Origin of the sequence: Accumulibacter sp. (assembly GCF_023806625.1) — a bacterium.
GTDB lineage: Bacteria > Pseudomonadota > Gammaproteobacteria > Burkholderiales > Rhodocyclaceae > Accumulibacter.
On the sequence record NZ_JAMTDX010000062.1, the window covers coordinates 69625 to 87601 of the forward strand.

The 17977-nt window shown below is 67.3% G+C and carries 18 protein-coding genes; 16 read left to right on the top strand and 2 right to left on the bottom strand.

The window, feature by feature from the left end; all coding sequences use genetic code 11:
* The 13 genes from truB (at window position 1) to NFW05_RS11510 (ending at window position 13258) form a co-directional block, all read left to right on the top strand.
* The gene (gene truB, locus NFW05_RS11450) at window positions 1-912 is read left to right on the top strand and encodes a tRNA pseudouridine(55) synthase TruB (RefSeq protein ID WP_295306620.1); all 912 of its coding nucleotides are present in this window, start codon (window positions 1-3) and stop codon (window positions 910-912) included.
* Between the two features lie 513 nt (window positions 913-1425).
* Window positions 1426-3606 (top strand): EAL domain-containing protein, encoded by a 2181-nt coding sequence (locus NFW05_RS11455; RefSeq protein ID WP_295306623.1) that lies wholly within the window; start codon window positions 1426-1428, stop codon window positions 3604-3606.
* A gap of 158 nt (window positions 3607-3764) precedes the next feature.
* Complete coding sequence (locus NFW05_RS11460; RefSeq protein ID WP_295306625.1) at window positions 3765-4187, top strand: c-type cytochrome; 423 nt, start codon at window positions 3765-3767, stop codon at window positions 4185-4187.
* Between the two features lie 186 nt (window positions 4188-4373).
* Window positions 4374-5423: a quinone-dependent dihydroorotate dehydrogenase gene (locus tag NFW05_RS11465; RefSeq protein WP_295306628.1), complete on the top strand. Its 1050-nt coding sequence runs from the start codon at window positions 4374-4376 to the stop codon at window positions 5421-5423.
* 87 nt (window positions 5424-5510) lie between these two features.
* On the top strand, window positions 5511-6095 hold the full coding sequence (gene rsxA, locus NFW05_RS11470; RefSeq protein WP_295306631.1) for an electron transport complex subunit RsxA: 585 nt from the start codon (window positions 5511-5513) through the stop codon (window positions 6093-6095).
* A complete protein-coding gene (rsxB, locus tag NFW05_RS11475; protein WP_295306633.1) occupies window positions 6092-6634 on the top strand; it encodes an electron transport complex subunit RsxB in 543 nt (180 codons plus the stop codon). The genes rsxA and rsxB overlap by 4 nt, the downstream gene beginning before the upstream one ends.
* A 148-nt stretch (window positions 6635-6782) precedes the next feature.
* Window positions 6783-8531, top strand: coding sequence for an electron transport complex subunit RsxC (gene rsxC / locus NFW05_RS11480; RefSeq protein WP_295306636.1), 1749 nt, complete (start codon window positions 6783-6785; stop codon window positions 8529-8531).
* A complete protein-coding gene (locus NFW05_RS11485) occupies window positions 8528-9553 on the top strand; it encodes an RnfABCDGE type electron transport complex subunit D (RefSeq protein WP_295306639.1) in 1026 nt (341 codons plus the stop codon). The genes rsxC and NFW05_RS11485 overlap by 4 nt, the downstream gene beginning before the upstream one ends.
* Complete coding sequence (gene rsxG, locus NFW05_RS11490) at window positions 9550-10221, top strand: electron transport complex subunit RsxG (protein WP_295306642.1); 672 nt, start codon at window positions 9550-9552, stop codon at window positions 10219-10221. The genes NFW05_RS11485 and rsxG overlap by 4 nt, the downstream gene beginning before the upstream one ends.
* Complete coding sequence (locus tag NFW05_RS11495; RefSeq protein WP_295306645.1) at window positions 10218-10916, top strand: electron transport complex subunit E; 699 nt, start codon at window positions 10218-10220, stop codon at window positions 10914-10916. The genes rsxG and NFW05_RS11495 overlap by 4 nt, the downstream gene beginning before the upstream one ends.
* A gap of 20 nt (window positions 10917-10936) precedes the next feature.
* Window positions 10937-11593: an endonuclease III gene (gene nth, locus NFW05_RS11500; protein ID WP_295306647.1), complete on the top strand. Its 657-nt coding sequence runs from the start codon at window positions 10937-10939 to the stop codon at window positions 11591-11593.
* Window positions 11594-11662: 69 nt separating this feature from the next.
* Window positions 11663-12091 carry a DUF1841 family protein gene (locus NFW05_RS11505; RefSeq protein WP_295306651.1) on the top strand — a complete coding sequence of 143 codons (429 nt, stop codon included), beginning with the start codon at window positions 11663-11665 and terminating at the stop codon, window positions 12089-12091.
* A 9-nt stretch (window positions 12092-12100) separates the two neighbouring features.
* Window positions 12101-13258 carry a GNAT family N-acetyltransferase gene (locus NFW05_RS11510; protein ID WP_295306654.1) on the top strand — a complete coding sequence of 386 codons (1158 nt, stop codon included), beginning with the start codon at window positions 12101-12103 and terminating at the stop codon, window positions 13256-13258.
* Between the two features lie 61 nt (window positions 13259-13319).
* Here the strand turns inward: NFW05_RS11510 and NFW05_RS11515 are convergent, their stop codons facing one another.
* Both NFW05_RS11515 and NFW05_RS11520 read right to left on the bottom strand, forming a co-directional pair.
* Window positions 13320-14804 carry a metallophosphoesterase gene (locus tag NFW05_RS11515; protein ID WP_295306657.1) on the bottom strand — a complete coding sequence of 495 codons (1485 nt, stop codon included), beginning with the start codon at window positions 14802-14804 and terminating at the stop codon, window positions 13320-13322.
* Between the two features lie 26 nt (window positions 14805-14830).
* Window positions 14831-15406 carry a DUF4337 domain-containing protein gene (locus tag NFW05_RS11520; RefSeq protein WP_295306660.1) on the bottom strand — a complete coding sequence of 192 codons (576 nt, stop codon included), beginning with the start codon at window positions 15404-15406 and terminating at the stop codon, window positions 14831-14833.
* A gap of 134 nt (window positions 15407-15540) precedes the next feature.
* Between NFW05_RS11520 and NFW05_RS11525 the strand changes: the two genes are divergently transcribed.
* Genes NFW05_RS11525 through NFW05_RS11535 form a run of 3 tightly spaced genes read left to right on the top strand, consistent with a single transcriptional unit; the run spans window position 15541 to window position 17977 of the window.
* Entirely contained in the window at window positions 15541-16248 is a 708-nt protein-coding gene (locus NFW05_RS11525) for a hypothetical protein (protein ID WP_295306663.1), read from the top strand.
* The gene (locus NFW05_RS11530) at window positions 16245-17405 is read left to right on the top strand and encodes a M48 family metallopeptidase (RefSeq protein ID WP_295306666.1); all 1161 of its coding nucleotides are present in this window, start codon (window positions 16245-16247) and stop codon (window positions 17403-17405) included. Before NFW05_RS11525 ends, NFW05_RS11530 begins: the two co-directional genes overlap by 4 nt.
* A complete protein-coding gene (locus NFW05_RS11535; protein WP_295306669.1) occupies window positions 17405-17977 on the top strand; it encodes a hypothetical protein in 573 nt (190 codons plus the stop codon). Before NFW05_RS11530 ends, NFW05_RS11535 begins: the two co-directional genes overlap by 1 nt.

The following is a 17977-nucleotide window of genomic DNA, read 5'->3' on the forward strand; positions in this document are numbered from 1 at the left end:
TTGGCTGCACGCAGGCACTGGCGCCGGGTCGACGGCGTCCTGTTGCTCGACAAGTCCTGCGGGATGTCGTCCAACGCCGCCCTGCAGGCTGCGCGGCGCCTGTTCGGCGCGGCCAGGGCCGGACACACCGGAACCCTCGATCCGCTGGCCAGCGGTCTGCTGCCGCTGTGTTTTGGCGAGGCGACGAAATTTTCCTCCGACCTGCTCGGTGCCGACAAGAGTTATCAGGCCGAAGTGTGCTTCGGCGTACGGACCGACACGGGCGACGCGGAAGGTGCCGTTCTCTCGCGCCAGACAGTCAGCCTGTTGCCCACCGAGCTCGACGCGGCTCTGGGGCGCTTTCGTGGTCCGATCACGCAGGTGCCGCCGATGTATTCGGCGCTCAAACGGGACGGTCGGCCTCTCTACGAACTGGCCCGGCGGGGAATCACGGTGGACAGGGAAGCGCGCCAGGTCTGCATCCACGAACTCCGGTTGCTCGCCTTCACCGGTGACTCGTGCCGCCTTTATGTCTCGTGCAGCAAGGGGACCTACGTGCGCACCCTGGCCGTCGATCTCGGTGAAGCGCTCGGCTGCGGCGCCCATGTCAGCGCGCTGCGGCGAGTCGCCGTCGGCGCGCTCGCTATCGCCGACGCATGGACGATCGAGCGCATCGCGGCGCTTCCCGAAGAACGGCGACACGACTGCCTGCTTGCTGCCGATACCCTGGTGCAGACGCTGCCGGCGGTCGACCTCGACGAGGCAGAGGGCAGGCGCTTTGCCCGCGGCAATCCGGTGCCAGCCTCCGGGACGGGCGGCAGAAGGCGCGTCTACTCCGTCGGGCGCTTCCTCGGCGTCGGCGAACTCGATCCGCTCGGCAAGCTCCACCCACGCCGCGTCGTCGACAGCTCGTCGCCTTCCGCCGGCGACTGATTGCGAAGGGCGCAGGCGTTCGAGTCGTCCGGTTCAAGAGGAAGCGTCCGGGTCTGTTGGCAACCAGCCGTCCGCTGACTGACCGTGACGTCGTCGAGCGTGCCGGTTGCAGCGGAACCGGGAACGGTTGTGCTGCCGCCGGACCGCCGCCCCAGGGAAGAGGACCGACCTCGGGCCGGCTGCCCCGTTGCGCCTCCGGAACTGCGCGATCACGATGATTTAAGGTGCAAGTTGTCACGCCGCTGTATTACCATGTTGGTCTGCTCGGGAGCGGGGGCGGCCGGTGGGGAAGTCGGAGAATCGTCGAAACATCAGGAGCGGCGGAAGCGGTTGCGGGAGTCGTGCGCGCTCGTCGGGCCGGGCGTCCCCCGCGGCGAGGCGGGGTTTTCCTTGGGGCTGCGTCGTCGGTGGTGCTCCTCCAGTGCCGGTGGTCGATCTGGGGGCAGTCCGGTGAGGCGGTCGACGCTCAGTGCCGGAAGGGCGACCGGCGATCACCAGGGCGGCGCTGTCGACGTGTCGGATCTCGAACTGGCCAGCGAACTGTGTCGCGCCGCTCTCCATTCACCACTAGGCTTCTGCCGCCAGACGATCGGCTCACTGTTCAGGAGGGCGCTGGCGAGCGGCGAAGCGGTCGTCGAACTGTCCGGCCAGATCCGGTGCAGCGGCGAGCACTGGCAGCGGGCGTTCGCCAGCGCGACCGAAAGAAGGGGGGTGGTCGGTGGCGAGACGATCGCAGGTGGTGGTCGCTGCGCCTGGCTCGCCGCCCCCCTGCTGGGCTACCGGGGAGTTATCGGATTCGTCGGCGTTTCCGGCAGGCGAGGCGGTTACGATGCTGCTGCGCAGAGCCGATTTTCGGCGCTCGCGTCGCTGCTGGCGAATGCCCTGTCGGCGCGCGACAAGGTGCCGCGCGCACCCGCGGCGCCGCCTGGAGTCGCCAAGCCGTCTCCGCTCCGAGGCACGCAGGTCGACCGCGGGAGCGCTGCCGCACACCCGGCCAGCTGGCCGGGCGGCGCGAGCGAAGTCGAGCAAACCCTGCGCCTGCACGCAGCGATCGTCGAATGCAGCGGTGAGGCGGTTCTGGTGACCGACCGTGAGGAACGCATCGTCTCGATCAATCGCGCGTTCTCGGACATGACCGGCTATCCGGAGAGTGAAGTGCTCGGCAGGTCGCCGGGCATGCTGCTTCACCGGGACGGACAGTCGACGCTGCTCGCGCGGATCGCCGACAGGATGGGCGTCGCGGGAGAATGGCGAGGCGAGCTCCAATTCACGCGCAAGGACGGAAATCCATTTCCGGCGCGAACCCTGATTGCCGCGGTGCGGGATGCCGTTGGCCGGGTGCAGAACTACTTCTTCGTGTTTTCCGATGTCAGCGAACGGAAAGAGGCGGAGCGCCAGATTCATCAGCTCGCCTACTACGATGCGCTGACCGGTCTGCCCAATCGCAGTCTGCTGTACTCGCTGCTCGACAAGGCGCTGAGCATCGCCGTGCGCAGTCGCACACATGTCGCCGTACTCTTTCTCGACCTCAACCGCTTCAAGCACATCGTCGATTCGTTCGGCCACACTCAGGCAGACCTGATTCTCAAGGAAGTGAGCCGTCGCCTCAGCGCGACGCTCAGAGCCGAAGACATCGTCGCGCGCCTCGGCGGCGACGAGTTCGTCATCGCGTTGCCGGACATCGGTCGTCGCGAGCATGCCGGTCAGGTGGCCAGGAAGCTGCTCGCCGTACTCGCCGAAGCATACTTCCTCGAAACCCAGGAGATCCTGCTCTCGGGAAGCATCGGGATCAGCATCTTCCCCGAGGACGGACGCGACACCGAGGCCCTGCTCAAGAACGCCGACGTGGCCATGTACCGGGCCAAGGGCAGGGGCAGCAGCGCGCTCGTCTACTACTCGCAGGAGATGAATCAGCGTTCCTTGGAGCAGCTGAAGATCGAAGGGGCGCTGCGCCGGGCGAGCGAGCGCGGCGAATTCCACCTGGTCTATCAGCCGCAACTCGACCTCGGCAGCGGCCGCATCGTCGGCGCCGAAGCGCTTCTGCGCTGGAATCATCCCGAGCACGGGCCGATATCGCCGGCACAGTTCATCCCGGTCGCCGAGGAGACCGGGCTGATCCAGCCGATCGGCGAATGGGTGATCGACGCGGCCTGCCGGCAGATTCGCGAATGGCTCGATCTCGGACTGAGCAAGGTGCGTGTGGCGGTAAACCTCTCGGCGCGTCAGTTCAGCGCTTCGCTGCCGAAGCGGGTCGTCACGATCATCGCCCGGCAGGCGATTCCGCACGATTCGCTGGAACTGGAGATCACCGAGAGCATGCTGATGCACAGCGCCGACTCGGTGGTCGCGATGATGCGCGAGTTTGGCGAGGCCGGGCTGCTGATGACTCTCGACGACTTTGGAACCGGTTACTCGAGCCTCTCCTATCTCAAGCGGTTTCCGATCACCAACCTGAAGATCGACCGCTCGTTCGTGCGCGGGATTCCCTGCGACAGGAACGATTCGGCGATCGCTCGCGCGATCATCAGTATGGCCCGGAGCCTGCGCATGTCGGTGATCGCCGAGGGGGTCGAAACGGCAGCCCAGATGGAATTCCTGCGTGGTGCGGGCTGCGAAGAAATCCAGGGTTTCTACTTCAGTCGGCCATTGCCGCCCAACGAGTTCGCCGAGCTGCTGCTCCGGACGAACCTCTGAGTGGCCAGCCCGCCGTGGACGGCTCGGCCGTTCAGGTCCTCGCCGGTCGCCGTCCGCTAGGGCATGCCCGGAAAACGCTTGCAGTCGCAGGGCGAGCAGCTAAACTGAAGTCTGTGTCATACTGCTGCAGTTCCCATCAGCCACCAAGGAGAGCGATCATGAGCGGGAAGTTGTTGCGCGCCTGCATAGCGGTGTCGGTAAGCGTGTTCGCGGCGAACGCCGCGGCTGCCGAGCGCCTCGATATCGGAAAGCGGGAGTACGAGGCGAACTGCGTCGTCTGCCACGGCACCAAGGGGCGGGGCGACGGACCGTTCAGCGACCTGCTCACCGTGAAGGTGCCCGACCTGACCGTGCTCACGAAGAACAACGGCGGACTGTTCCCGGTGAACCGGGTCGTCGAGATCATCGACGGCCGGAACATGGTCAAGGGGCACGGGACACGCGAGATGCCGATCTGGGGTGACGTCTACAACGCCGAGGCGGTTCCGCAGTTCGACGACTATCCTTACAACGCGGCGATCTTCGTCTGGGCGAGGACGCTGGCGCTGATTGATTACCTGAATCGGTTGCAGGTCAAGTAGGCGCCGCTGCCCAGCGGGCCGCACCCGCCGCAGGCTGTTCCGGCTGCGCCCGTCAAGCGGGCTCCCCGGGCCGAAATGCGCCAGGCGAGCCGGGCTGCGCCCGATGGCCGTGGCGGCGGTTCCGCACGCCGCGACAGTCTGCCGGTCCGTTCGCCGACCGGCTGGTCTGCGGTAAAATCGCGGATCATGTTCTATCCGCTTCTGCGCCGGCTGCTCTTTTCCCTCGACCCGGAGACGGCCCACGGCGTGGCAATGGCCGGAATCGACTGGATCAATGCCTTGCGGGCGGGCGCTCTGCTGGCCGGTCCAGTGTCTGCCGACCCGGTCGAGGCGATGGGGCTCAGCTTCCCGAACCCGGTCGGACTCGCTGCCGGTCTCGACAAGAACGGCGAACACGTCGATTCCCTGGCCGCGCTGGGTTTCGGCTTCATCGAGGTTGGCACGGTCACGCCACGTCGGCAACCAGGGAATCCCCGGCCGCGGCTGTTTCGCCTGCCCGAGCGACAGGCGCTGATCAACCGGATGGGGTTCAACAACGCGGGCGTCGACCGCCTGCTGGCCAACGTCGCGCGCACCGACTTCGTCCGCCGCGGCGGCATTCTCGGGATCAACATCGGCAAGAACTTCGACACGCCGATCGAGCGGGCGGCTGACGACTACCTGATCGGTCTCGAGCGCGTCTACGCTCTGGCCAGCTACGTGACCGTCAACATCTCGAGCCCGAACACGAAGAACCTGCGCGAGCTGCAGCAGGACGAAGCGCTCGACGCGCTGCTCGGCGAGATAGCCAGCGCCCGGTCGCGTCTTGCCGATCGCCACGGTCGCTACGTGCCGGTCGCCGTGAAGATCGCTCCCGACCTCGACGAAGCGCAGGTTCAGGCGATCGCCGATCTGCTGCGCAGGCACCGCATGGATGCGGTCGTGGCCACCAATACCACGCTCTCGCGGGCCGGCGTCGAGGGTCTGCCGAACGCCAGCGAGGCCGGTGGACTGTCGGGCGCTCCGCTGCTCGCTGCGGCGACGGCCGTTGTCGGCAAACTCGCCGCGGCGCTGGCCGGCGAGTTGCCGATCATCGCCGTCGGCGGAATCACGACTGGCGCGGATGCGGCCGCCAAGATCGCCGCAGGCGCAACGCTGGTCCAGCTGTATACCGGTTTCGTCTATCGCGGACCGGAGCTGATCGGCGAGGCGGCGGCAGCGATCGCCGGAGCGCGCCACCGGCCGGACGCCGGATGACGTACCCGACGAAAGGGTTGAACACGTGCACCCGGCGGGCGATAATCGGCAGGCTAGCGACTGCGCCGAACTGATTGCCCGCGAACCATGACTCACTACCTGTTCATCATCGTCGGCGCGGTCCTCGTGAACAACGTCGTCCTCGTCAGGATTCTCGGACTTTGCCCGTTCATGGGCGTCTCGAAAAAGCTCGACACGGCGATCGGCATGGGTGCGGCGACGACCTTCGTGCTGACCGTCTCGACCGGGGCGAGTTACGTCATCGACCACTACCTGCTGATGCCCTTCGGGCTCGAATACCTGCGCACGCTGTCGTTCATCGTGACGATCGCCGCGCTGGTCCAGCTCACCGAGATGGTCATCCAGAAGGCCAGCCCGGTGCTGCACCAGGTTCTCGGCATCTACCTGCCGCTGATCACGACCAACTGCGCGGTCCTCGGCGTGCCGCTGCTCAACGTCGGCAACCGGCACGATTTCATCGAGTCGCTGCTTTTCGGCGCGGGCAGCGCGGTCGGATTCTCACTCGTCCTCGTCCTCTTTGCCGGGATCCGCGAGCGGATCGAAGGCGCAGACGTGCCTCCGTGCTTCCAGGGGGTGGCGATCGCGATGGTCACCGCGGGGCTGATGAGCCTCGCGTTCATGGGCTTCGCCGGTCTGGACAAATACCAGTGATCAGTGCGCTGGCGATCATGGCGCTCGGCGCGGTCGTTCTCGGCGCAGCGCTCGGCTACGCGGCGATCCGCTTCAAGGTCGAGGGCGATCCGCTGGTCGAGAAGATCGACGCGATCCTCCCGCAGACCCAGTGCGGCCAGTGCGGCTATCCGGGCTGCCGACCCTATGCCGAGGCGATTTCCGCGGGCGAGGCCGAGATCAACCTTTGCCCACCGGGTGGCCTCGACGGCGTACGCAAGCTGGCTGACCTGCTGGGTCGGGAGGTCAAGCCGCTGGCTGCCGAGGAGAAGCCGAAGCAAGTGGCAATCATCGACGAACAGACGTGCATCGGCTGCACGCTGTGCATCCAGGCGTGCCCGGTCGACGCGATCGTCGGCGCGGCCAAACAGATGCACACGGTCGTCGAATCGCTGTGTACCGGTTGCGAGCTGTGCGTCAAGCCTTGCCCCGTCGAATGCATCACCATGGAGCCGCTGACCGAGAAGCTCGATAACTGGAAGTGGAAGTACCCGGTGATCGAAATCAGGCGGGTGGCCTGAGATTCGGCGAGGCCATGTGTCGAGCACTGCGACAGGCGCTTGGGCAAGCCCGGCGGCAAAGAAAAAACCGACCGATTGGAGCGGCTGCGTGACGAAGAGCGGGCAGCGCGGGTGCCTTGAGGCAAGCCGCGTCCGCTGAAGGAGGGGGATGCTCCAACGACTGTTTTCGTTCCGCGGCGGGGTCAAGCCCGAAACGAACAAGGCGCCTTCGGTGCAGGTGCCGATCGGCCTCGCGCCGCTGCCGGAGCGCCTCTACGTGCCGTTGCACCAGCATATCGGGGGGCACCCGAATCCGCTCGTCGAGGCGGGTCAGCGCGTGCTCAAGGGAGAACTGATCGGCGGAGCCGAGGGCTGGGTTTCGGCGGCAGTCCATGCGCCGACCTCGGGGACCGTCATCGCCGTCGAAGAGCACGTTGCTGCCCACCCCTCAGGCCTGACGACGCTGACCGTGGTCATCGAGCCTGACGGCCGGGAAGAATGGATCGAACGCCAGGTTGTCGATCACCGCAGCCTGCCGCCCGAGCGCGTCCGCGAGTTCCTGCGCGACGCCGGTGTCGTCGGTCTCGGTGGCGCCGTCTTCCCGAGCCATGCCAAACTGACCGCAGCGAAGGCCGTGGCCATGGAGGACCTGGTCATCAACGGCGCCGAATGCGAACCGTTCATGACCTGCGACGACGTGCTGATGCGCGAGCGCGCCGACGAGATCGTCCGTGGCATCGCGATCTTCCGTGACCTGCTCGGCGCACGGCGTGTGCTGATCGGCATCGAGGACAACAAGCCCGAGGCGGTCGCCGCGATGCACGAGGCGGTGGGGCGACTCGGCGAGGACTATCAGGTCGTCGCCGTGCCGACGCGTTATCCGGCTGGCGGCGCCAAGCAGCTGATCCGCGTGCTGACCGGCAAGGAAGTTCCGGCCAGCAAGCGGTCGACCGAACTCGGCGTGCAGTGTTTCAACGTTGCCACGGTCTATACGGCGTATCGGGCGCTGGCCTTCGGAGAGCCGGTGCTCTCGCGGATCGTCACCCTGACCGGGAACGTTGAACAGCCTCGCAACTGGGAGGTCCGTCTCGGTACGCCGATGCGTGATCTCGTCGCGCTCGGCCGCCCGAAACCCGACACGACTCGCTTTCTGATGGGCGGGCCGATGATGGGATTCGAGATTCCCGACCTCGCCGCTCCGGTGGTCAAGGCGACCAACTGCATCATCGCCGGGTCGCCGGCGCTTTTCCCGCCGGCGCCGCCGGAAATGCCGTGCATCCGCTGCGGGGCCTGCGCCGAAGCCTGCCCGCACGAGTTGCAGCCTTTCGATCTGTACTGGTTCGCCCGGGCGAGGAACTTCGGCAAGACTCAGGAGTACTCGCTGTTCGACTGTATCGAGTGCGGCTGCTGCAGTTACGTCTGTCCCTCGCACATTCCGCTCGTCCAGTACTTCCGCTTCGCGAAGAGCGAGATCTGGGCACGCGAACGCGAGAAACAGGCGGCCGACGCGGCGAAGGCGCGCTTCGAGCGCCGGAACTCGCGCGAAGAACGCGAACAGGCCGAGAAGGCCGAGCGCCTGGCCAAGGCTTCTGTGGCCCGGACGTCCGGGAGCAGGCCCGCGGCGACGGACGCCGGGCCGCCCGCCCGCCCGCGGGGCTCATCCGCTGAAGCCGGGTCGGGCAGTCGGGCAGAATCGCCGACCGATGCCGCAGCCGCCCCCGCGGTCGGCGACGCCGAGGCGCTCAGAAAGGCGACTATCGTCGCGGCGATGGAGCGCGCCCGCGCCCAGCGCGAGTCGGCCCAGCCGAAGAACACCGACCACCTGAGCGCCGCGCAGCTGCGCGAAATCGCGGCCATCGACGCGCGCCGGGCGGTGCTCGGGTCAGCCGGCGAGTCGCCGAAAGGTCCCGACGAGTGATCGACTTCTCCACACCGCCGTACCTCCTCCAGGCACACACGAGCGTGCGCCGGGTCATGGTCCAGGTGCTCGTCGCGCTGCTGCCCGGGATTGGCGCTTACGTCTGGCTGATCGGCCCGAGCATCCTGCTGCAGTTGCTGGTCGCGTCGCTCGCCGCACTGCTTGCCGAGGCGCTGATGCTGCGCCTGCGCGGCAGACCGCTGGGTCTGTTCCTCAGCGACGGCAGTGCGCTGGTCACCGCCTGGCTGATCGCCCTGACCTTCCCGCCACTGGCCCCGTGGTGGCTGATCACCGTCGGCACGCTGCTGGCGATCGTCGTCGCCAAGCATCTGTACGGCGGCCTGGGCCAGAACCCGTTCAACCCGGCGATGATCGCTTTCGCGGCCTGCATCGTCTCGTTTCCGGCGCTGATGTCGCAGTGGCCGGTCCTCGGTCTCAAGCTGACCCTGGTCGAGCAGCTCGAGATGATCTTCGGACTCGCCCCGCGGATCGATGCGCTGAGCGGCGCGACGCCGCTCGACGCGCTGAAGACCGCGCTGAAGATCGGCGAGGGGAACATCGACATACCGACGCTGCTGGCCACGCAGGAGGTCTTCGGAACCTTCGCCGGTCGTGGCTGGGAGTGGGTGACCGCCGGCTATCTGCTTGGCGGACTCTGGCTCTGGCAGCGGAAGGTCATTCACTGGCAGGCGCCCGCCGGCTTCATCTGCGGTCTGTCGCTGCTCGCGGGTGCCCTCTGGCTGTGGAATCCCGAGCGCTTCGCCAGCCCGCTGTTCCATCTGTTCTCCGGCGGTGCGATGCTCGGCGCGTTCTTCATCGTCACCGACCCGGTCTCCGGGTGCACGACGACCCGCGGCCGGTTGATCTTCGGCTTCCTAGCCGGGGTGATCGCGTACACGATCCGCGTCTTCGGCGGCTATCCGGACGGCGTCGCGTTCGCCGTTCTGCTGCTCAACCTCTGTGTGCCGCTGATCGACATGTATACCCGGCCGCCGATTTTCGGCATGAAGGACGGAAAGTGACGCCGCAGGTGAGGAAGCCAACGGCTGCCCGGATGGCGCTGCGCACGGCGGTGATCCTGCTGCTCTTCGTCGTCGTGTTCACCAGCCTGCTCGCCGGCGCGTATCTGTGGACCAGACCGGCGGTCGAAGCGGCTGCCGCCGAGGAGAAGATGAAGTCGATCAGCGAAGTGCTGCCCGGTGAACTGTTCGACAACGATCTCTTGAAAAGCAGCCTGCGCATCGCCCCTGATCCCGCGCTCGGGCTCGAAGACGAATCGCTCGCTTACCAGGCGCGCAGGGGCGGCCAGGTGACCGGGCTGGTCTTCGAGGCCGTCGCTCCCGACGGCTACTCGGGCAGGATCCGCCTGTTGATCGGCGTTGGTGTCGACGGGTCGCTGCTCGGCGTGCGCGTGACGCAGCACAAGGAGACGCCAGGGCTCGGCGATTACATCGACCCGCGCAAGGACAGGAACCGCGAGCGACCGTGGATCCGCCAGTTCGACGGCCTGTCGCTGGCCAGTGTGCCCGAGCGCGAGTGGCGGGTGCGCAAGGACGGCGGTCGCTTCGACTCGCTGGCCGGCGCGACGGTCAGCCCACGCGCCGTGATCCGCGCGGTGCACAAGGCGCTGCGTTACGTGGAAGACAATCGCCAGCGGCTGTTTGCGGCGAATTCAGGAGAGGACGGATGATCAGTCGTGAAGAATTCGCCCAGATCCGGAACAACGGCGTCTGGAGCCAGAACACCAGTCTCGTGCAGATCCTCGGGCTTTGCCCGCTGCTCGCCGTGACGACCAACCTGGTCAACGGCGTGATGCTGTCGCTGGCGACGATCCTCGTCATGGCCGTCTCGAACGTCGCCGTCGCCTCGCTGCGCAATCTGATCCCGCACGAGATCCGCATTCCGGTCTTCATCCTGATCGTCGCCGCGCTGGTCACCGTCGTCGATCTCGTCTTAAATGCCCAGCTCCATCAGCTCTATCTGGTCCTGGGCATCTTCATTCCGTTGATCGTGACAAACTGCATCGTTCTCGCTCGCGTCGAGGCCTTCGCCAACCGCAACCCGCCGCTGCAGTCGCTGTTCGACGGTGTGTTCATGGGTGTCGGCATGTTGTGGACGCTTGCCCTGCTCGGCGGGCTTCGCGAGCTGATCGGCGCGGGCACGCTGTTCTCGGGAATCGACATGGTCCTTCCCGGCGTGCAGCCGCTGCAGCTGCTGCCGGCCGACTACCCGGGCTTCCTGCTCGCGATCCTGCCGCCCGGGGCGTTCATCCTGCTTGGCTGCCTGATCGCCTGGAAGAACTGGATCGAAGCGCGGATGGCCGCGCGCGCGCGCCGCCCGGGCCATCGCCAGACTGCCACGCCGGCCGTCGCCGACGGCAGGTAGCCCGTGGAGATGCGGAGCCGATGACCGACGCCGATTGCCGAGAAGTCTTCGCGCGCCTGCGTGCGGCGAACCCCGAACCGGCGAGCGAGCTCGAGTACGCGACGCCCTTCGAACTGCTCGTCGCGGTCATCCTCTCGGCGCAGGCCACCGACCGGAGCGTCAACCTGGCCACGCGAAGACTCTTCGCCGTTGCGCCGACTCCCGAGGCGATGCTCGTGCTCGGCGAGGATGGACTGATTGGCTACATTAGCCGCATCGGCCTGTACCAGAGCAAGGCGAAGAACATCATCGCTACCTCCCGGCAGCTGATCGAGCAGCACAACGGCGAGGTCCCGCGCGCCAGGGCGGCGCTCGAGGCCCTCCCGCGGGTCGGCCGGAAGACCGCGAACGTCGTCCTGAACGTTGCCTTCGGCGAGGCGACGATTGCCGTGGACACGCACATCTTCCGCGTCGCCAACCGCACCGGCCTGGCCCCGGGGAAGACGCCGCTGGCCGTCGAGCGCGCGCTTCTGCAAGTGGTTCCCGAAGAGTTTCGCCGGTCGGCGCACCATTGGCTGATTCTCCACGGTCGCTACGTGTGCAAGGCGCGGCGACCCGAGTGCTCGCGCTGCGTGATCGCCGATCTGTGCGTCTACCCCGAGAAGGCCGCCGGGGTTGCGGGAACTGCTCGGCGGTGATCGCAGACTAAGACCGCGTCGCCGTGCGCAGCTGCTTCCCCGAAACCGTCCGCCGCCCCGAGATCCGCAATGTTCAACCCCAGCCGCGATCAGGTTCGCCAGTTCTTCTGTGAGTCGTGGCGCAAGTATCGCCAGCGTCTGCCGCTGCAGGGGGCCGAAATGACCGCGGCTGAGCTGATCCTCGAACATCCCGAGTATCACGCGTTGCTCGAGAACCTCGAACGGGCTCTCGAGGAGGAGTTTCTTCCCGAGCGCGGGCAGACGAATCCATTTCTCCACCTCTCGCTGCATCTCGCCGTCGCCGAACAACTGAGCATCGACCAGCCGCACGGAATACTCGCCGCCTACCAGGCCCTGCGCTCGCGGCTCGATGTGCACGACGCCGAGCACGTCGTCGTCGAGTGCCTCGGTGAAGCGCTGTTCAATGCCCAGCGCCGCGGTGGCGCGATCGACGGTGCCGCCTACCTCGATGCGCTGCGCCGCGCTGCCGGCAGTTGAGTCTTCGCGATGTCCGCGCAACTGTCGATCCGCTGTCTGAGCGCAGCGAGTTCCCTGCCGCGCGCCGTGTGGCAGCGACTGTGTCCTCCGGATCATCCGTTCCTGAACGGCGACTTCCTGGCGATCGTCGAGCAGCACGGAGCGGCGGCTCCAGAGTCGGGCTGGACAGCGCGGCATCTGCTCGCGCTTGACGGTAGTGGTGCCGCGGTCGGCCTGTTGCCGCTCTATCTCAAACGGCATTCGCACGGCGACTTCATCCACGACTGGTCGTGGGCTGCGGCGTACCGGCAACTCGGCCGCGCGTATTATCCCAAGCTGATGACCTGCCTGCCGCACACGCCGGTCGGCGGGCCACGCCTGCTGACCGTGGATAGCCCCGAACGCGTGCCGATCAGGTCAGCGCTGATCGAAGCGGCGATCGAGCTGGCCAAGGCCTCTGCGGCTTCCTCGTGGCACGTCGCCCTGCCGAGCGCAGAGGAGGTTCCCTTCCTGGCCAGCGCCGGCCTGCTGATCAGCGATGACGTCCAGTTTCACTGGCGCAATCCCGGTTGCGCCGACTTCGATGGCTATCTCGCCGGCTTCACTTCGGAGAAGCGGCGCAAGGTCCGCGCCGAGCGGCGGCGGGTCGCCGAAAGCGGCCTGCACGTCGAGACCCGCCACGGCGACCAGATCGATGCCGGCGAATGGCCCCGACTGCACGCGCTCTACGCCAGCACCTTCGACAGGTTCGGCAATTACGCGGCCCTCTCGGCCGAGTGCTTCGCTGCCCTTGCCGACGCCCTCGGGCGGCGTCTGGTCGCGTTCATTGCCCGCGAGGCCGGAGTCCCGGTGGCCGTCGCGATCTGCTTCCGCAGCGACCGCGCGCTGTACGGGCGCTACTGGGGCTGTCGGGGCGAATACCACAGCCTGCACTTCGAACTCTGCTTCTACCAGGGAATCGCCTACTGTCTGCGCGAGGGGCTCGACCGCTTCGAACCGGGTGCGGGCGGCGAGCACAAGATCGCGCGCGGCTTCGTCCCGTCGGTCGTGCACTCGGCGCACTGGATCGCCGATCCGGCGATGCGTCAGCTGCTGCAGCGGCATCTCGCCGTGCAGCGTCGCGAGGTCTCCGCCTATCGCGAAGACGCTGCGCGGCACCTGCCTTTCCGGCTCTCTGCGGCGCACTGAGGGACACGGTGTCCGGTGATCCCGGGGCACGGCGGCACTCCGGGGGTGCCCGAGCTCGCGGTCAGCGGCCGGGGAAGCGGCAGTCGATCGCCTTGCGCGAAGCGTCGATCCGGCAGTCGCTGATCGTTTTTCCTTCGGCGTCGAGCAGCGCTCCGCTCCACCCGGCATCGCTTCGTTCGAGGAGCAGGAAGCCGTAGCGGTTGACGACGATGCCGCTGCTCGCCCGGATGCCGTCGTACAACCGGCTGTCGGGCTCTGCGCTCTCCCTGCTGCCCGGGCCATCGCGGCCCTCGTAGAGCGGTGACGCCGGGTCGAGCGCTTCGAGCTGGGTGCCGCCGTTGCCGACGATCAGCTGCGCCGGTCGCCCCTCGGGGTAGCGCAGCGGGTCGGCGCTGCGATCGAAATTGATCGTCTCGAAAGCGTGTTCGTGGCCGGAGACGATCAGCTGGACCTGCGTGGGCATCCTTGCCGCAAGGACGCGCTGCAGCGCATTGGCTTGTGCCGACGCGTCGATCAGCGGGTACCACAGCGGGCGGTGGACGAGCAGCCAGGCCGTTCTCTGGGGGGGCAGTTCCTCGAGCGCCGCGAGCGACCTCTCGAGCATCGCCGAGTCGTCGGGTGTCGCGTCCGCCGCGAGGAAGTCGCGCTGCGCGGCATTGTCGGCGACGACGAGCGTCAGGTTGTCGTCGAGGTCGACCCGGTACGCGTCGGCGGTCAGGTTGTTGGCCAGAACTGACGCGCTGGCTGTCCGGTACTGCTGGTCAGGGCAGGGCTGATACCCCGACGGAGCGAGAAAGCGCATCCAGCCTTCGCCGCCGCGGTCGCAGTCTTCGTGGTTGCCGCGCACGAAGATCCACGGAGCTGCGGCGAGCAGCGGTGCCGCCGGCGCGAAGAAGTCGGCCTTCCAGCCAGCCCAGTCGTAGCCGATGATCTCGCCACGCGCGCGGAGTAGCGCGCAGAGCGCCGGGCTGTCGCAGTACTCGCGGTAGTGATAGTCGCCGACGTGAATCACCAGATCGGGGCGGGTGCGCGCGGCGGCCGCGGCGATTGACGGCCATGGCCAGTTGGCCGCGCTCGTGCAGTCCTGAAGCGGATCGCCGGGACCGTTCGCGGGAACCTTGATCCGGCAGCCGGTATCGCCGACTACGACGATCCGCCGGACCGCGTCGCGCGGCATCGGCACGAGCCGTCCGGCGACGCTGGCCTGCCGTGCCGAAGCTGGCAGCGTCAGCTCGCAGGCGGTCACCGGGAAGGCTGGCCGGTACGCCGGATTGTCGCGGAGCTTTCCGACTTCCTCGCCCGAAGTCGCCCGGGCGCGCTCGGCGAGGGCTTGGGGCTGGCCGTCGACGCTTGCCGACGGGCATTCGCTGCCGGCCGTGACGACCGCGCGCAGGCTGGTTCGGCCGTCGGGAGCGAGTTGCGTCCATCCGGCCAGCGGCGGAATCCGCCCGTTCGGCGGCGTCACGCAGCCGGCGAGCACGACCAGGCTCGCGGCGACCGCCGGCCGTCGCCAGCACGAGGGCGGAGCGGATGGCGAGCGCAGCATCGACCGATTTCCGCCGGCCCGGGAGGTCAGAGGTGCAGGTAACCCGCTGCGCCGGCGACGACGCCGAGCGCGGCCGCACCATAGACGCCGAAGAGCATCCAGCGCTTGCGCGTCAACAGGGTGATCGCGGCCATCGCGATGGCGATCTGCAGCAGCGTCGTGGCCATCGCCCAGCGCTCATGGACGTGCATCTCCTGGTCGCTCCTGCGGTCGGCCTCCTTGGCGAGGTCTTCGAGCTTCTCGGCGTCGACCTTGATCTCCTGCTTCTCCCGCTTGTAGCGCTCGACTTCCTGGACGTAGCGCTCGCGCGCTTCACCGCTGGTCAGGGCGATCGACAGTTCGGCGAGGTTCTGCTTGTTGCTCTTCGCCTGATAGTAATTCCACTGGTTGGACGCGGCGGTCTTCTGGATCGCCGCCTCGTTCTTGTAGATCAGCGCGGCATTCTGCGAATGGCCGCCGAGGTAGCCGAAGATCGCGCCGATCGTCGACAGCACGGCGGTCAGCACGGCGATCCGCGAAGTGAAGCTGTCGCCGCCGTGCTGCGCGACGTGCTCGACTTCGTGGTCGTGCGGGCCATGTACGTGGAATCCGTGACCAGACATGCTGATTGCTCTCCGTGGATCGTTGGGGGTGCGCATTCTAACGCGGACGGGCGCCCGGCGAGCAGCTTCTCATGTCTTGAGATCTGCGCGCCATCGTGTCATCCTGACACACGCTTCGATCAGGGGAAAGAGCCATGGCTGAACGATCGTGGCGCGCCGTCTGCGCCGCGTTGCTGCTCGTCGTCGTCGGCCTCGGTCAGCTGCACGCCGAGTCACGCCATCTCGCTCCGGGTTTCTCGTCGCTGCCCAAGGGCGCAGCGATCGTCGTCATGCCGCCGGACATCGAACTCTTCTCGCTGTCTGCCGGCGGTGTCACCGAGCCACGAGCCGACTGGACGACGGCGGCGATGACCCATGTCGAAGCCGCTCTGCAGGCCAGGGCGGCCGAGCTCGGCGTCCAGGTTCGCACGGTTTCGGAGAGTCAGGCCGACGATCTCGCCGAAGTCAACGCGCTGCACGCTGCGGTGGCGCGGTCGATTGCCATCCATCACCTGTGGGGCGGCAACAACGCACTGCCGACCAAGGAGGGCAAGCTCGACTGGTCGCTTGGCGATGCCGTGTTGCCGATCCGCGAGGCGACCGGCGGCGACTACGCACTGTTCATCTGGATTCGCGACAGCTACGCGAGCGCCGAGCGCAAGGCGGCGATCGTCGTCTTCGCGCTGCTCGGCGTCAGCATGAGTGGCGGCTTCCAGGTTGGCTACGCGTCGCTGGTCGACCTGCGCAGCGGCCAAGTGCTCTGGTTCAACCAGTTGATCCGCGGCACCGGCGACCTGCGCGAAGCAGAGCCGGCAAAGGAAGCGGTGTCTGCGTTGCTCAAGGATTTCCCGACCAGCCAATGAAGCGACGCGACCTGCTCGCCGGTGGGGCCGCATGCTGGGCCTGCTCGCTCGTGCACAGCGCCTGGGCGCAGACGCCAGCGGATCTCGATTATGCGATGCCCGATCGGCTGACCCAGCCCGATCCGGCTTCGGACGAAGGCGGGCTCTGGGCGCTGATGGACCGCGAAGAGCGAAGCCTTCGGCGCAGCCCGTTCGCCGTTCGCGACGGCGGGCTCAAGGCCTACGTCCAGGACGTGGCCTGCCGGCTCGGCGGCGATCACTGTCCGGACTTGCGCATCCATCTCGTCCGCACACCGGTCTTCAACGCGACGATGTCGCCGAACGGCATGATGCAGCTGTGGACCGGGCTGTTGCTGCGGATCGAGAACGAGGCCCAGCTGGCCGCCGTCGTCGGCCATGAGATCGGTCACTACCTGCAGCGCCACACCGTCGATCGGCTGCGCGACATCAAGGCCAGGTCGGCATTCGGGCAGTTTCTCGGGCTCTTCGGGCTCGCCGGAGCCGTCGGGCAGCTCGCCGTGCTGGCCAGTGCCTTCGCCTACAGCCGCGATCACGAGCGTGAAGCCGATCGCATCGGGGCGATTCTGATGCACCAGGCCGGTTACGACGTCGCCGAGGCGTCCCGCGTGTGGGGCAACCTGCTCGACGAACTCAAGGCGCGCGGCCAGGATCCCGAGCTGATCAGCCCGCTGTTCGCCACCCATCCGGCGCCACCCGAACGCCGCGAGACCCTCGCCGCATACGCCGCGGCGTTGCCCGGCGGCTCCGCCGGCGACGCGGCCTACGAGACGGGTACGGGCCGCTTCCTCGACGAGTGGCTCGACGACGAGGTGAAAAGGGCCCAGTACGCCGAGACGCTGGTGCTGCTCTCGCGCCTGCTCACCCGGCGCAGTGGCCAGGGGGTGATCCACCTGCATCGTGGCGACGTCTACCGGCTGCGCGGGGAGAAGGGCGACGTCGACCTGGCTATGGCCGATTACCAGGCGGCGATCCGCTCGGCCGATGCGCCTCCGCGGGCCTATCGCGGCATCGGGCTGACCGCGCGCCAACTCGGCCAGAAAACGGAGGCCGTCGCTGCCCTGTCCCGGTACCTCGAACTGGCGCCCGACGCACCCGATGCCAGACTGATCGGGACCTATGTCGCGGAGCTACGCTGATGAACAAGCTGCTCGTCGTCGCCCTGGCCGTCGTTCTCGCCGCCTGCGCGACCGTCCGGAAGGTCGAGTCCGGTAGCCGGCCGGTCGGCGAGCGGATGACGATGACCATCGAAGGCGACTGGAACCATCTCGACTATCCGGGAATCCGTCCTGCCCAGATCTGGACGATGGAAGGAGTGACGATCGACGAGTTCCTGATCTACTCGGGGATCCGCGACGGACAGGTGATGCATCCGGAGACACCGGCCAGCAGCCAGAAAAAGAATATCGTCTTTCGCAGCAACATGCAGATCGAGGACGTCGTGGCCATGTTCGAGGGCCTGCTGACTCGCGACGGCTCGACGTTCAGAGTGATCAGCGTCGAACCCTACCCGTTCGCTGGTGGTCAGGGCTTTCGCTTCGAGTACGAGCGGATCCGCAAGGTCGACAACGTCCAGCAGCGCGGCGTCGGCTTCGGGGCGGTCGACCGTGGCGAACTCTTCGCGCTGATCTACCAGGCTCCGCGGCTGACCTTCTTTCCGCGTCACAAGGATCGCGTCGAGGCGATCGCCAGGACCGTCTCGATTCGCTGA

Coding starts and splice junctions, on each gene's coding strand:
- NFW05_RS11460 (WP_295306625.1), top strand. CDS start 3,765: ATGAGCGGGAAGTTGTTGCGCGCCTGCATAGCGGTGTCGGTAAGCGTG.
- NFW05_RS11465 (WP_295306628.1), top strand. CDS start 4,374: ATGTTCTATCCGCTTCTGCGCCGGCTGCTCTTTTCCCTCGACCCGGAG.
- rsxA (WP_295306631.1), top strand. CDS start 5,511: ATGACTCACTACCTGTTCATCATCGTCGGCGCGGTCCTCGTGAACAAC.
- rsxC (WP_295306636.1), top strand. CDS start 6,783: ATGCTCCAACGACTGTTTTCGTTCCGCGGCGGGGTCAAGCCCGAAACG.
- NFW05_RS11495 (WP_295306645.1), top strand. CDS start 10,218: ATGATCAGTCGTGAAGAATTCGCCCAGATCCGGAACAACGGCGTCTGG.
- nth (WP_295306647.1), top strand. CDS start 10,937: ATGACCGACGCCGATTGCCGAGAAGTCTTCGCGCGCCTGCGTGCGGCG.
- NFW05_RS11505 (WP_295306651.1), top strand. CDS start 11,663: ATGTTCAACCCCAGCCGCGATCAGGTTCGCCAGTTCTTCTGTGAGTCG.
- NFW05_RS11510 (WP_295306654.1), top strand. CDS start 12,101: ATGTCCGCGCAACTGTCGATCCGCTGTCTGAGCGCAGCGAGTTCCCTG.
- NFW05_RS11515 (WP_295306657.1), bottom strand. CDS start 14,804: ATGCTGCGCTCGCCATCCGCTCCGCCCTCGTGCTGGCGACGGCCGGCG.
- NFW05_RS11520 (WP_295306660.1), bottom strand. CDS start 15,406: ATGTCTGGTCACGGATTCCACGTACATGGCCCGCACGACCACGAAGTC.
- NFW05_RS11525 (WP_295306663.1), top strand. CDS start 15,541: ATGGCTGAACGATCGTGGCGCGCCGTCTGCGCCGCGTTGCTGCTCGTC.
- NFW05_RS11530 (WP_295306666.1), top strand. CDS start 16,245: ATGAAGCGACGCGACCTGCTCGCCGGTGGGGCCGCATGCTGGGCCTGC.
- NFW05_RS11535 (WP_295306669.1), top strand. CDS start 17,405: ATGAACAAGCTGCTCGTCGTCGCCCTGGCCGTCGTTCTCGCCGCCTGC.